Annotated in this window: 17 protein-coding genes; all 17 read right to left on the minus strand. The window is 36.7% G+C overall.

Going from position 1 to position 14809, the window contains the following annotated elements; all coding sequences use genetic code 11:
• Position 1: 1 nt before the first annotated feature.
• On the minus strand, positions 2 to 1192 hold the full coding sequence (gene cheB, locus C7390_RS02160; protein ID WP_022502687.1) for a chemotaxis-specific protein-glutamate methyltransferase CheB: 1191 nt from the start codon (positions 1190 to 1192) through the stop codon (positions 2 to 4).
• Positions 1185 to 1925: a flagellar brake protein gene (locus C7390_RS02165; RefSeq protein WP_022502688.1), complete on the minus strand. Its 741-nt coding sequence runs from the start codon at positions 1923 to 1925 to the stop codon at positions 1185 to 1187. Before C7390_RS02165 ends, cheB begins: the two co-directional genes overlap by 8 nt.
• 43 nt (positions 1926 to 1968) lie before the next feature.
• Positions 1969 to 2853, minus strand: a complete 885-nt coding sequence (locus tag C7390_RS02170) for a MinD/ParA family protein (RefSeq protein WP_318255763.1) — start codon at positions 2851 to 2853, stop codon at positions 1969 to 1971.
• Positions 2850 to 4181 carry a flagellar biosynthesis protein FlhF gene (gene flhF, locus C7390_RS02175; RefSeq protein WP_116443520.1) on the minus strand — a complete coding sequence of 444 codons (1332 nt, stop codon included), beginning with the start codon at positions 4179 to 4181 and terminating at the stop codon, positions 2850 to 2852. Before flhF ends, C7390_RS02170 begins: the two co-directional genes overlap by 4 nt.
• Positions 4181 to 6220, minus strand: a complete 2040-nt coding sequence (gene flhA / locus C7390_RS02180; protein ID WP_022502691.1) for a flagellar biosynthesis protein FlhA — start codon at positions 6218 to 6220, stop codon at positions 4181 to 4183. Before flhA ends, flhF begins: the two co-directional genes overlap by 1 nt.
• A gap of 75 nt (positions 6221 to 6295) precedes the next feature.
• Complete coding sequence (gene flhB / locus C7390_RS02185) at positions 6296 to 7420, minus strand: flagellar biosynthesis protein FlhB (RefSeq protein ID WP_116443521.1); 1125 nt, start codon at positions 7418 to 7420, stop codon at positions 6296 to 6298.
• A 1-nt stretch (position 7421) separates the two neighbouring features.
• Complete coding sequence (fliR, locus tag C7390_RS02190; protein WP_055174406.1) at positions 7422 to 8198, minus strand: flagellar biosynthetic protein FliR; 777 nt, start codon at positions 8196 to 8198, stop codon at positions 7422 to 7424.
• 18 nt (positions 8199 to 8216) lie between these two features.
• Positions 8217 to 8480, minus strand: coding sequence for a flagellar biosynthesis protein FliQ (gene fliQ, locus C7390_RS02195; RefSeq protein ID WP_022502694.1), 264 nt, complete (start codon positions 8478 to 8480; stop codon positions 8217 to 8219).
• 18 nt (positions 8481 to 8498) lie between these two features.
• Positions 8499 to 9290, minus strand: a complete 792-nt coding sequence (fliP, locus tag C7390_RS02200) for a flagellar type III secretion system pore protein FliP (protein ID WP_116443522.1) — start codon at positions 9288 to 9290, stop codon at positions 8499 to 8501.
• A 13-nt stretch (positions 9291 to 9303) separates the two neighbouring features.
• Positions 9304 to 9678, minus strand: a complete 375-nt coding sequence (locus tag C7390_RS02205; RefSeq protein ID WP_022502696.1) for a flagellar biosynthetic protein FliO — start codon at positions 9676 to 9678, stop codon at positions 9304 to 9306.
• Positions 9678 to 10040 carry a response regulator gene (locus C7390_RS02210; RefSeq protein WP_022502697.1) on the minus strand — a complete coding sequence of 121 codons (363 nt, stop codon included), beginning with the start codon at positions 10038 to 10040 and terminating at the stop codon, positions 9678 to 9680. Before C7390_RS02210 ends, C7390_RS02205 begins: the two co-directional genes overlap by 1 nt.
• 114 nt (positions 10041 to 10154) lie before the next feature.
• On the minus strand, positions 10155 to 10598 hold the full coding sequence (gene fliN, locus C7390_RS13545) for a flagellar motor switch protein FliN (protein ID WP_318295510.1): 444 nt from the start codon (positions 10596 to 10598) through the stop codon (positions 10155 to 10157).
• A 135-nt stretch (positions 10599 to 10733) separates the two neighbouring features.
• Positions 10734 to 11468, minus strand: a complete 735-nt coding sequence (gene fliY, locus C7390_RS13550) for a flagellar motor switch phosphatase FliY (RefSeq protein ID WP_318295512.1) — start codon at positions 11466 to 11468, stop codon at positions 10734 to 10736.
• Positions 11469 to 11471: 3 nt separating this feature from the next.
• Positions 11472 to 12455 (minus strand): flagellar motor switch protein FliM, encoded by a 984-nt coding sequence (fliM, locus tag C7390_RS02220; RefSeq protein ID WP_022502700.1) that lies wholly within the window; start codon positions 12453 to 12455, stop codon positions 11472 to 11474.
• Between the two features lie 59 nt (positions 12456 to 12514).
• Positions 12515 to 13039, minus strand: a complete 525-nt coding sequence (locus tag C7390_RS02225) for a hypothetical protein (RefSeq protein WP_022502701.1) — start codon at positions 13037 to 13039, stop codon at positions 12515 to 12517.
• A gap of 68 nt (positions 13040 to 13107) precedes the next feature.
• Complete coding sequence (locus C7390_RS02230; RefSeq protein WP_055174402.1) at positions 13108 to 13920, minus strand: OmpA/MotB family protein; 813 nt, start codon at positions 13918 to 13920, stop codon at positions 13108 to 13110.
• Positions 13920 to 14738: a MotA/TolQ/ExbB proton channel family protein gene (locus tag C7390_RS02235; RefSeq protein WP_318255764.1), complete on the minus strand. Its 819-nt coding sequence runs from the start codon at positions 14736 to 14738 to the stop codon at positions 13920 to 13922. The genes C7390_RS02230 and C7390_RS02235 overlap by 1 nt, the downstream gene beginning before the upstream one ends.
• Positions 14739 to 14809 lie beyond the last annotated feature (71 nt).

Genomic DNA, 14809 nt, shown 5'->3' on the forward strand with positions numbered 1-14809 from the left:
TTTAAGACACCCCCACGTTTTTTGTAATTGCTTCAGCTACACGGTTTAATGGAACTACTTCATTGACCAGTCCCGTGCCAGCTATTGCCTTTGGCATTCCATATACTACACTGGTCTCTTCATCCTGAGCTATAACATATATGTTCTTATGATTCTTGTTAAGAGCCTTAATACCATTGGTACCATCTGCTCCCATACCCGTAAGGACTACACATGTAATCTCATCATAATTACTTGATGTAAGTGATTCATACATCACATTAGCACACGGTCTTAAGCCTTCTATTGGTGGTTCTGTGCTTAACTTTATAACTGAGTCAGTTCCTTTCTTCTCAATTCGTATGTGCTTACCACCTGGTGCTATATATACCCAGCCTTTCTTTATTACATCACCATCTGCAGCTTCCTTAACATTAATATCACTCATCTCGTTAAGTCTTGCTGCAAGTGACGCTGTAAAACCTGCCGGCATATGCTGAACAAGAACTACCCCTGCATCAAGCTTTGCCGGAAGCATAGGTATAACCTGCTGCAATGATTTAGGGCCTCCTGTTGAACAAGCAAGTGCGACAATCTTCTTCTTTCCAGTCTTAACACTTGTAAACATACTTCCATCAACCTTCTTGGCTGGTGTATGTACAACTGTTCTTACTGGTGCTGGAGTAATACCTGTACTTCTTGTTCTTTCTGTACGGGCTATGACCGATGTTAAAGTTCTGCCGCTCTTTAAGTCTTTCTTTACCGGAGCTATTGTCTTTGACATTGATGTACGTCTTATAGATGCCTTGGAATTAGTTGCAACATTGAGCATCTCGAATATTCTATTCTTGAATTCAACGCTCTTAGTTTCAAGATAATTCTCAGGCTTAGTGACAAAATCAAATGCTCCATATTCAAGAGCCTGAATAGTCTCTTTAGCACCTTCCCTGGCAACAGTACTTACTACAATTACAGTCTGTTCAATATGATCCTTCTGTAATCTTTGCAGGAGTTCCAATCCATTTAGCTTTGGCATATTGATATCAAGAATGACTGCACTGTATTCGTAAGGATTAGAAACAATCATATCTAATCCCTCAAGTCCATCCTTGGCAATAGCCGCAACTTCGTATTCATTGCTTTCGTTGATTATATCAGATATTACCCTTCTCATAAGTGCAGAGTCATCTATAACCAATATTTTTTTAGCCATTACTACTCAACTCCTTTTTTAAGATATTTCTTTGCTGTCCAAATATATATTTAATAATCTCCTCTCTGTCGAGTCTGTCAATATCGACAAATTGAAGTCTATTAGCAAATAATGTTCCATCATTATCATTAGCTCTTGATTCTACAACCTTGCCAATAATGCTTTTATGTGATATTGAACCATCAATATCTAAGTCAAAATCTAACATCATATAATCATCCTTCTGATATTTCTTCTTTGACTGAAGTCTTATTCCACCACCGCTTATATCAACAATCTTGCAGTTATCTATATCTTCCTGTTCTTTGCATGCAGTCTTTTCTTCTGACTTTGTATTTGTGACAGCTTCTTCATCTGCTTTTACATTGAGCGTTATAACCTTTTTCACACTCACCGGAAGAACACAACTGAGTCTGAAATATTCTCTTCTCTGGAACTTAAGAAGTTCTGAATCTAGCTGTATCGTAACTGTATGGATATTGTTATCCCTGCCTCTGTCAATTGCAGTGCAGTCAGCTCTGAATATCTTAGTTCCTACATAGAAATATGCATCAAATCTTTTCCCTGCCTCAAGTGGCACAATACGTCCTTCATATATTGGCATAGCACACACAATGCTGTCATCATTAAAATCTAATATCTGGCTTGCATATACTATTCTTTCTTCGTTATTTCTTAGTGACTTCTTTGACACTAATTCCATTCTGCTTCCTATTACAAGTGGTTTGAACATTACTGACACCTCCATACACATAGATTATCACTTTACAAGGTAATTACATCTTGCGTGAAAATACATTTTTAAAATAACTTCTAATTCCCTTTTTATGCATTGGAGCATCCCCTTCATTTCCTAACAATTCCTCAGCTATATACCTAAAATGCCTGGCTGCAAAAGAATTAGGGTATACTATTGTAACAGGCTTCTGCTTCATAACTGCCTTCCTTACAGTTGAATCCTGCGGAACACTTCCAAGATATTCCATATTAATCCCTAGGAACTGTGTTACAACTGCATTAAGCTTGTCATAAAGATTCTTTCCTTCACTCTCTGAATCAACTCTGTTAGCTACCATTCTTATTGTACACTCTTCGCTCTTGTAATTCTCATTCATACTGAGTGCTTTAAGAAGTGCATATGAATCGGTTACAGATGTCGGTTCAGGTGTAGTAACTATGATTGTCTCAGGACTTGATAACAGGAATTCCATAACACTAGGTGATATTCCAGCTCCTGTATCTATTATTATTATATCTGCCAGTGCCTCAAGGTCCGACAGCTTATTAACCAGTCTTTTAATCTGTTCCTGGTCAAGATTAACAAGATTAGCTATCCCAGAACCTCCAGAAATAAATCCAACTCCCTCTGGTCCTTCTGTTATAATATCTTTAATCTCCTTGCCCTTAAACATAAGGTCGCTTAAGTTATATTCTGGTATAACACCGAACATAACTTCAACATTAGCCAGACCAAAATCTGCATCAAGTATTATTACTTTCTTGCCCATTCTTGTAAATTCAAGTGCAAGATTGACCGAAAGATTAGACTTGCCAACACCTCCCTTTCCGCTTGTTACAGCGATAACTCTGGCATTGGTAATGCTGTTCTGATTTTGTTGTCTAATTATATTACGCAGATTTTCTGCCTGATCCATCATCATTCGCCGCCTCCTAAAAGCTGTTTGGCAATCCACTGCTCATTGATTACTTCAATGTCATTAGGAACATTCTGTCCTGATGTCGTATAAGCAAGTGGTCTGTCTGTCAACATTCTCAGATTAAGGATGTTGCCAAGTGAACAAGTTTCATCTAATTTAGTAAAAATAATTGACCAGTCTACATCATCATATTTGTCCGCTATACTCTTAAGATCTTTATATTTAGTTGTTACACTTAATGTAAGATAGCTTTCAAAATCAAACTCATCTTTTCTTTGGACAACCTGCTCTATAAATGACTTTAATTCATCCATCTGGTCGTCTGCTTTATGCGAACGTCCTGCTGTATCAATAAGTATTAAGTCATAATCCTTATAATCTGTAAGGCTCTTATCCATATCCTCAACAGAATACACAACACTTACAGGGCAATCTATAATAGAAGCATATGTATTAAGCTGCTCTACAGCCGCTATTCTATATGTATCTGCTGTAATAAATGCAACTTTTGCCTCATGCTCTAACTTAAAGCTTGAAGCTATCTTGGCAATTGTAGTAGTCTTTCCTACTCCTGTAGGTCCTATGAAGAATACGACCTTCGCCTTATCTGATAATGTAATAGCCCTAGGCTTTCCAAGCTTTAATATAATCTTCTGGTATACAGCAGAAAGAATACTGTCTATGTTAGACTCTTTCTTTAATGAGTTCTCAATCTCACCAATAATTTCATCTGCATATCTGCTGTCAACTTCATTATCAATAAGCTTCTTATAGATTAACTGTAATGATTTGTAGTTAGCATTTTCTCTCTGCTTAACCTGCTGTCTTTCAGTATTATCAGATGATGCAGTCTTAATATCTGTATCATCATTATACAAGCTTCTTACGCTGCCTGCCACCCCTGAATAAGGATTAGACACTGTTCCCTGCACATCAGCCGGCTTATTAAAACTCTGGTTCTGTAAAAGATCGTGCAGCGAGTCAAGCTTCTGCTCTATCGCAGAAGCCGTCGAAGATGACGACAGATTAACTGAATCATCAGCCACAAGATTAATCGATGGAAGGCTTCCTGTTGAAACCATACTTCTGTTAATCATCTGTTCTTTATTCATTGTATTATCAAATGATGGTCTTGACTTGTTAATTCCATCAACAAAATCTTTTTCCTCAAGAGCTGCCGTAACTTCTACAGCATCTTTCTTAAAAAGCTTTGCAAAGCCTCTCTGCTTAATTGTCTTAACATTAAGCACAACTGCTGTGCTTCCTAATTCTTCCTGAGCTTTTATTATTGCCTCTCTTTCTGTAGGCGCTTGAAATTTCTTAACTATCATTATGCTGTCACCATCCCAACTGACTGTAATTCAACATTTGATTCCACTTCATTATATGAAATCACAATTATATCTTTATAGTAATCAGATGCTAACTTCTTAAAATACAATCTGACTATAGGCGAAGTTATAACAATCGGATTCTTTCCCATATCTTCAAGCTTCTTTAATTCTTCACCTAAAGAATCCATAATAGCTTTAGTACGGGCAGGGTCAAGCGACAGATAAGCTCCCTGTTCTGTATTCTTAACAGCCGCCATAATCTCCTGTTCAACCTTAGGGTCAAGAGTAATAACATTAGTAACCTCGTTAGGTGGAAAATACTTGCCAGAAATGGCACGCTTAAGGCTCTGTCTTACATATTCAGTTAATATATCTGTATCTCTTGTGACTGCCGCGTGATCAGCAAGTGTTTCAAATATAGTTACAAGATCCCTGATTGATATGCCTTCTGATAAAAGGTTCTGTAACACTTTCTGTATCTCACCAATACCGATAAGCTTAGGTACAAGCTCATCAATAAGTGCCTGGTTATTATCTTTAATATTGTTAATAAGATTCTGAACATCCTGTCTTGTAAGAAGTTCTGCAATATGCTGTCTTATTACTTCAGTAAGATGTGTAGCCATTATTGATGGTGGGTCAACAACAGTATATCCCATAGATTCTGCTCTTTCTCTCTGGCTTTCAGTAATCCATATAGCTGGAAGATGGAAAGATGGTTCAAATGTTGGAATACCTGTTATCTCTTCTTCTACATAACCTGGGTTCATCGCCATATAATGGTCAAAAAGTATCTCGCCCTCACTTACCTGTATGCCTTTAATCTTAATTACATACTGGTTAGGATTAAGCTGTATATTATCTCTTAATCTGATAATTGGTACTACCGCACCAAGTTCAAGAGCTATCTGTCGTCTGATCATTACAACTCGGTCAAGAAGATCACCCCCCTGATTAACATCGGCTAAAGGTATAATACCATAACCAAACTCTAATTCGATTGGGTCTACATTAAGCAAAGAAACAACATTTTCCGGCTTTCTGATTTCCTGAGCCTCATTTTCTTCTGCCTCTGCCATCTCCTCGATAGTTGCCTCGCCTGTCTTATCCTTTAACTTTCTTCCATAGATAATAAGTGCTACACCAAGTGGCACAAATATGTAAAATGGAAGTGGTGTTCCTACACCTAATAATATAAGTGCTGCACCTACCATAATAAGGACCCTGTCCATTGAGAACAACTGTCCAACCATCTCGTCGCCAAGTTCACCCTCGCTTGATGCCTTAGTAACTAATATACCTGTTGACAAAGATATAAGAAGTGAAGGTATCTGTGAACAAAGACCATCACCAATTGTAAGGATTGAATATGTAGAAAGTGCATCATTAATGGACATTCCATTATAGAGCATCCCCATTGCAATACCACCAACAAGGTTGATTGCTGTGATAATAAGACCTGCTGTTGCATCTCCCTTAACGTACTTGGTAGCACCATCCATAGAACCAAAGAAGCTGTTCTCCTGCTGTAACTTCTTTCTTCTTTCTGCTGCTTCCTTATCAGTAATAGCACCTGTATTAAGATCTGAATCGATAGCCATCTGCTTACCAGCCATAGCATCAAGAGTAAATCTTGCTGTTACTTCTGATACTCTCTCAGAACCTTTATTGATAACTATAAACTGTACAATAATCAATACTATGAATATGATGGTACCAATTACAAGATTACCACCACCTACGAATTGTCCAAACACAGAAACCACGTGACCTGCATAACCATCTCTTAATATCATCTTAGTTGATGATACGTTAAGAGAAATTCTAAAAATTGTTGTAAATAAGAGCATTGTTGGGAATGATGCCATATCCAATACTTCTTTAGCAAACAATGAGTTAAATAATATAACTAAAGCCACCATTATATTAAATGCAAGCAAAATATCAAGTAACCATGAAGGAATTGAAATAATAAAGAATAATACTGCTGAAAGAATATATATTCCAATGAATAAGTCATTTCTCTTTAGCTTCACTTTATTTCTCCTTCCCATATCTTTTCATATCTTAATATCACAATATTGTAATATTAATAATAACACATATTTATATTATAATCTATTATTTGTTTTCATAACTGCGGCAAGAATTTCTGCAACTGCCTGATATAATTCTGGTGGTATCTCCATACCAACATCTATATTATGATATAGAATTCTCGCTAGTGGTTTATTCTCCACAATAGCAATATTATATTCCTTAGCTTTATCCTTTATCTGAAATGCAAGATAATCAGCACCCTTGGCAATTACTACTGGTGCCCTGCCCTCATTAGGTTCGTATTTAAGGGCGACTGCAAAATGTGTTGGGTTAGTAATAACTACATCCGCCTCTGGAAGCTGCTGCATCATTCTTCTTCTTGATACTTCCTGCATACGCTTTCTGATCTGTCCCTTAACCTGAGGATCACCCTCGGAATTCTTATATTCATCTTTAACTTCCTGCTTAGTCATCATATTATCATTCTTAAACTTGTGTCTCTGATACACAAGGTCAGCAAATCCGACTATCAGAAATATCGCACTTATCTTAATGCCAAGACCTATAATTATATCTCCTACTGTTGAAAGTGCTGTATTAAGACTAATATCATAGAATGTAAGAAGAACATTCATTTTATCTTTTATCGTTGAATATACAACAGCAATTATAATTGTAATCATCACTATTGATTTTAGCAGCTCTAATAACTGTCTTACAGAGAACATTCTCTTAAAGCCACTCAACGGACTAATCTTGCTTAATTTGGGCTGCATAGGCTTTGCTGTTATCATCCACTTCTGCTGTAACACATTACCAAGTATCGCTATTATCACAGCTACAAGAAGTATTGGAATTGCAAGCGTAATAACCTCCGTTGCAAGCTGTCTTAATGTTGCTACTGCCCAGCCGGTGGATAAGCCGTCACCGCTGTCATTGCCTATTACTGCTATTGCCCCATATATATTCTTAAATACATCTATAAATCCAGTGCCAAGTCTTCCCACATAAATCTTTAGGATAATAAATAATGACATCAAAGAAATGGCTGTTATTATCTCTTTACTTTTAGCTACCTGTCCTTCTTTTCTTACATCATTAAGCTTCTTACTTGTAGCCGGCTCTGTCTTTTCCCCTCCGGGACCATCTTTAGCAAAAAACTGAAGGTTCAGCCTTAATATAAGTTCATTCTCCATATCAGCTCATACCCCTTACCAATGCTGTAAATATGCTTTGAATTTCTTCCAGTATGAAATTAGAAACAGCTGGAAGCATACCTATTGTAAAAAGAATTACAAATATTCCAACAAATATCTTAAGCTGCATACCAACAACGAACATATTCATCTGTGGTGCTATCCTTGCAAGTATGGCAAGAATACAGTTAAGAAGAAGTGTTGTGGCAAACACCGGCAGTGCTATTCTGAAACCTATAACAAAATAATCTGTCATAAACTGTATAACAGTCGAATATATCGCACCGCTGAATTTGACTCCACCTATAGGTATAACATTATATGTCTCAACGATAGCTTCTATAAGAAATCTGTGCATACCTGATATTATAAGCAAAAGCATTAACATATAGTAATAGAAGTTGCCCATAATACCCACCTGCATTCTTGTTGTAGGATCATATAACTGTGCCATAGATATACCTATATCCATATCAATTATCTTACCTGAGAACTGTATAATCTGAACACAAAAAAAACTCGCCGCACCAAGTATTACTCCTACTATTACTTCTTGCAGTGCAATTATACAATAATCAATCATATTATCATATTCTACCGACATATCTGGATGAATAGCATAAACAATCACACTAAGTGCAATTGCAAAACCAACTTTAAACTTTCGTGGAACATTGGCAGTATTAAAAAAAGGTGCGGCATAAACAAATGAAGCTAATCGAATTAATATTAAAACAAATAGCTCAAATTGTCCAAGCGCAACCTCATAATTAATCATTATATCTTAATCCTTTAATTAAATATACTGTGAGAAATTCCACAAATTCCCCATAAATCCTGTAATCTGATTTAACATCCATGCCCCCAAAAGCATTAATGTTAAAAGAATTGCAATAAGCTTCGGCACAAATGTCAAAGTCTGCTCCTGAATAGATGTAAGTGTCTGAAAAAGACTTATAACCAAACCAACAATCATTGAAACAAGAAGTACAGGAACAGCTGTTTTTACTATAATCCATACTGTCTGCCTTGCAATATTAATAACTGTACCAGTATCCATATATCAGTCCCACCTTTATTATTTGAATGTCATCATTAAATTACCAATAATCAAGTTCCATCCATCTGCCATAACAAACAGAAGTATCTTAAACGGTGTAGATATTGTTGTTGGTGGGAGCATCATCATACCCATTGACATAAGCGTTGAAGATACTACCATATCAATAACAATAAATGGAAGATATATAAGGAAACCAATAATAAATGCAATTCTCAATTCACTTATTATAAATGATGGAATTAAAACCCTTAATGTTATATCATCTTCTGATTTGACTGAACCTTCTTCATATCCTGCAATTTTAAGGAATGTATCCAGATCCTTGGTAGAAGTCTGCTTTAACATAAATGTTCTTAGCGGCTTAATACCTTCATCAAATGCCTCCTCTGCCGTCATCTCATTATTAGATAGCGGCGTTATGGCATTATCATATATCTCTGTAAATGTTGGTGCCATAACAAACACCGTCAAAAACAATGATAATCCTATAATTATCTGATTAGGTGGAACAGTCTGTGTACCTATAGCTGCTCTTGTAAAATGCAACACTATAACAATTCTGGTAAACGAAGTAAGCATAATAAGTATTGATGGTGCTAACGATATTACTGTCAATACAATCAACATCTGTAAAACGCTTGCCATATCACTGCCATCACCTGACGATATGCCTATGCTTATAAGATTGTCATCACCTTCCGCAGCAAGAACCTTAGCTGTAACGCCACACATCACACCAAATACTGCACTGACTGCTGCAAATCCTCTTATGCATGACTTTTTATGCTTTCTCAACCAATGTAACATACAATAAACCCGCCTAACCTTCTGGCTTGTCCTTTTTAAATTTCTCCAAAACAGCCTTAAAACTCTCCTTATTAATTGTACCTGTATCACTAGAAGAATTATATATAAGCTCATCTTCATTCAATTCACAAAGAAAACTCACATTATCTTTAGTAACAGCTATTGCAAAACACTTCCCGCCAACCTTAATAACCTGAATATACTTTGTATTAGATATACGCATAGTCTCTAATATCTGTATATTACTTCCGGAAAGCTTATTCTTCTGGTAATTACCAACAAAACGGGTTGCAAAATATGTAGCTGCCAATACAAATATAAATACAATAAGAAGAGTAAAAAGCTGTGCAAATGCTTCAAGCCTGCTGCTCATAAGTGCAACTGTCATTATCCAACAACTTTCTGAACAGCCTCTAATACTCTATCTGCCTGGAATGGCTTTACGATAAAATCCTTAGCTCCTGACTGAATTGATTCAATTACCATTGCCTGCTGACCCATAGCTGAACACATAATTACAGCTGCGTTAGGATCTGTTTCTTTAATCTTCTTAAGTGCTTCAATTCCGTCCATCTCAGGCATTGTAATATCCATAAGTACGAGGTCTGGCTTTAATTCTGCATATTTCTCAACAGCCTTAGCACCATTCTCAGCCTCTCCTGCGATATTGTAACCATTCTTTGTGAGTATATCCTTAATCATCATTCTCATAAATGCTGCATCATCACAAATTAAAATATTCTTAGCCATATGAATCTCCTATCTTAACTAAAATATAAATTATTCACTAAATAAAAATCCGTAAGTATTATACATCATCAAGTCCAATTTTGATATATCTTTTTATTAAAAAACAATAAATTATTACTTGATAATTTCTGTAATTCTTACACCGAAGTTCTCTTCGATTACAACAACTTCACCTTTGGCAACATATTTGCCATTAACTAATACATCAACTGCTTCTCCTGCAATCTTGTTAAGTTCAACGATTGTTCCCGGTGCGAAATCAAGAATGTCTTTAATTGACTTTGATACTCTTCCAAGTTCAACTGTTACTTCAAGAGGCACATCCATAATCAAATCGATGTTCTCCTGCTGAACAAGTGGATTAACATCAGCCTGAAATGGCTGAAATGATGCCGGTGAAACATTAACATCCTTCACAGGTGCCTGCTGCATTGGCATTCCGTATCCATAAGGCATACCTTGCATTGGCATTCCATATCCGTAAGGCATACCCTGCATTGGCATTCCCTGCTGCATCATACCCTGCTGCATCATACCCTGCTGTGACATATCTGGCATTGGCTGCTGTGGTGCTGTAGCTGCCTGTGGTGCTGTAGCTGCCTGTGGCTGCGGTGCTGCCTGTGGCTGCGGTGCTGCCGTCTGTTCAGCTGGTGTTGGTTCTGTGCTTGCTGAACTGTTATCTGACTGTGCTTCCTAATCAATTGAGAACATTGTTAAAAGTTCCTTAGCAAAATCAATAGGATATAACTGCATAATCTCACTATCAATTAAATCCCCTATCTGCATCTTAAATGCAACAATTACAAAATTGTCATTTAAAAACTGTGGAAGTGTTTCATCCATCTCATTATATGTTTCAACAATATTAGCAATTGGAGGACTTATATCTATCTTCCTGTTAAACATTGATGAAAGAGAGGTAGCTGCTGAACCCATCATCTGGTTCATAGCCTCACCTATTGCACTAAGATGCAGATCTGTAAGTTCTTCTCCATCATCTACATTTCCTGTGCCTCCCATCATAAGGTCAGTAATTATCTTAACATCTCTCTCCTTAAGAATAAGTACATTATTGCCATCTATACCTTCCTTATATCTAATCTGAAGCATTACACAAGGTCTGTCATACTTTCTAGAAAGCTTATCCCAATCTGCTACCTCAACCCTAGGAGTCGTTATATTAACCTTCTGGTTAAGCAGTGAACTAAGTGTTGTCGCTGCTGTACCCATACTTATATTAGATATCTCGCCAACTGCATCTTTCTCAGTATCAGAAAGGGCCTCTGGTTTATCGGTGTTCGGAGTATTATCACTTGCAGACTCATTACTTTCCTGTGGTGTCTCCGATGTTTCATTGTCAGCACTATCATCAGCAGACATTCCATTCAATAATGCATTGATTTCATCCTGTGATAACATACCATCCATCTTTTACTCACTCTCCTCTCTAATTACGTCCGTTATTCTAACTGCGTATTTATCTTCAAAGTAACCAGGTAATGCTTTAAACTTCTTGATGTTGCCAACATAAACATCGAGTTCCTGATCAACTTTTTTATCAATTTTAATAATGTCCCCCACCTGAAGGTTAATGAAATCAGATACATTAATCTTGGATTCACCAAGCAATGTCTTAACAGGTACTTTAGTCCTGCTGATTGTCGATTCAATAACATCTCCATAAAGCTTAGGATCTTTTTCCTGCATATTAGCAAACCAGAACTTCGTATTAAGCTTGTCCATAACTGGCTCTAATAATGTAAATGGAAGACATACATTAACAAGACCTTCAACATCACCTATCTTGAGATTAATAGTTATAATTGCTATTGTTTCAGTTGGTGATATTATCTGTGCAAACTGAGAATTTGTCTCTATTCTTTCCAATCGCGGAGTTACTTTAATAACATTTTCCCAAGGCTCTCTTAAAAGATTAACGCATATTGAGAATATTCTTTCTATTATCGAAAGCTCAATCTCCGAGAATTCTCTTTCTTTATCAAGAGCTGCTCCTGCTCCACCTAACAATCTGTCTACAAATGCAAATCCCAGATTAGAAGCAATCTCCATAACCATATTACCTGATAGCGGAGCCATACTTACTACTCCAAGCAGAACTGGATTTGACAAGGCATTTGAGAATTCTGAATAGATTACTACTTCCGAATTGACTACGTCAACACTGACTGCTTTTCTTAAATAGGCTGGAAGATTGGTTGCCAGAAGTCTTCCAAAATGCTCGAATATAATCTCCAATGTTCTTAAATGTTCCTTTGAGAACTTAGATGGTCTTGCAAAGTCATAGTTCTTCACCTGTTTCTCTTCGCCATTCTTCATCTCATCAACATCAAGTTCACCACTGCTTAACGCCTTTAGAAGATCATCTATCTCGCTTTGCGATAAGACCTCTCCCATGTCTTCCTCACCTCCTTGTATTCATAATTAATCTTTAACATTAAACACATTCCCCTATATTACTGGACTACTACTGATACAATAACAGATGTTATACACTCAGTCTGGAATGTATCTTGAAGTGTTGCTAAAAGATTAGATTCCACTGTTGTCTTGCTTGCTGCTATTGTACTATATGTATATTTCATAGCCTCTGTCTGGACTGCGTTTACAATTACTTTCATACCATTGTTAATAGTTGTGCTCTTAGATGCATAATCCTTAGCCTTAGTGTTAAGTCCAAGAGTTACATTAACAATTGCATAATGTGTCTTACCACCATCTGTGTAAGATATCATAATATCATTAGAACCATTATTGCTTACATCTACATAAGCTACATCTTCTATGCTTGTGCCAGCTGATGTTGACTTACTGCTGTTATCAACACCTGCAACATCCAGGTCAATAATCTCCGAAACCTTAGTCACAAGCTTATTAGTCTTGTTGTTAGTTGATACAAGTGAAAATGTAAGTATAACAGTAAGCACAAGATTCACAAGAACTAGTGCAAGTGTTATAACATTTAACATACTTTTCTTCATAAACTTTCCTCCTGATATGTATCTAATATATGCTGATTATGTCTATAGCAAAATACTTTAATGAAAATCTACTGTATATCACTGTTAAGATTATTATATATCTTTATCTCAACCCTACGGTTCTGGGCACGTCCCTCTGCCGTTGTATTATCAGCTATCGGAACATTCTCTCCACGACCTGAAGATGTCATAGTCTTGGCATCAAAGCCTTTATTATTAACAAGATAATTATATACGCTATGTGCTCTATGCACAGAAAGCATCATATTATCTGGGAACTTGGCAGTATTAATCGGATTACTATCTGTATGTCCCTCTATTGTTATATAATTGTCATTATACTGGTATATTGCTCCAGCCACTGAATCTAACAGACTCACCGCTTCAGGTGTCAGATCAGCTTCACCTGAATTAAACAATATACCACCATTCATATTAAGCATTACATATTTATTAGTAGCTGTTATCTCAACCTGATTATCAACATTAGCAGCTTTAAGAGCCGATTCTATTTCATCTGCCATACTTTCAGACTCTTTAAGTCCTTCTTTATCCATCTGTTCCTTAGCTGTCTTTACCTCTTCGGTAAATTCACCGTCTGTATTAAGACCCATATTATTATAATATGAACTAAGATCATTAAGCTGTGTTGCTCCACTTCCCACAAGAATACCCTCATCAGATAATGCTGAACCTCCTGATGGAAATATACTAAAGCTCGCTGACAGGGAAGCCGCAACCTTTTCAAACTTTTCTGCATCTACTGATGACATCGAAAACAGTAAAACGAAGAAACATAATAACAAATTCATCAAATCACTGAAAGTCGACATCCACGCTGGAGATCCGGCTGGCTGGTCCTGAGGTTTCCTCTTAGCCATTAAGCTTCACCTCCTCCTTCTTCGGTAGACAATGCATTTCTTGATGCTGGTGCAAGGAATGACTTAAGCTTTTCTTCAATTACTCGTGGGTTCTCACCTGCCTGAATAGAAAGCAGACCCTCAATAACTATTTCTTTGAGCTGATATTCTATAGAATTCTGCTCTTTTAATTTATTAGCAATTGGTGTACAGAACCAGTTAGCTATCAACGAACCATAAAGTGTTGTAAGAAGGGCTGTTGCCATCGATGGTCCAATTGCTGATGAATCCTGCAAATCCTTTAACATATTAACAAGACCTATAAGAGTACCAATCATACCCCAGGCAGGACCAAGTGCTGCCCATGTCTCAAAGAACCCAGCCACACTTCTGTGTCGTTCATCCATATTCATAAGTTCTGTTTCAAGTATTCCTCTTACAAGCTCTGGTTCTGTACCATCAACAATAAGCAGAATACCTTTCTTCATAAATTCATCATCAAGATTCTGTGCCACCTCTTCAAGTGCAAGAAGACCTTCCTTTCTTGCTACATTTGACAATTCTATAATCTTGGCTATTGTTGAACCATTGTCATACTTCGGATCTTTAAACGCAAGACCCACACCTTTAAAATTATTAAGGAAATCTTTAAGAGTATTCGACGCAATAAGACCTGCTAAAGAACCTCCAAGTGTAATAATAATTGAAGGAACATCGACGAAATTCTGCAAAGCTGATACACCATTGCCCCACAGAATACCGAATACAACCATTACCGCACCTAAGACAATACCTATAATTGAAGCTAAATCCATCAAAGACACCATCCATTCTTTCATATTGGGGCACACTTATATTATATATATACAACACCCCCATAATTAAACTATATATAGTAAAACACCAATGA

Origin of the sequence: Bacteroides galacturonicus, assembly GCF_003096855.1 — a bacterium.
Taxonomy (GTDB): Bacteria; Bacillota; Clostridia; order Lachnospirales; family Lachnospiraceae; genus Lachnospira; species Lachnospira rogosae.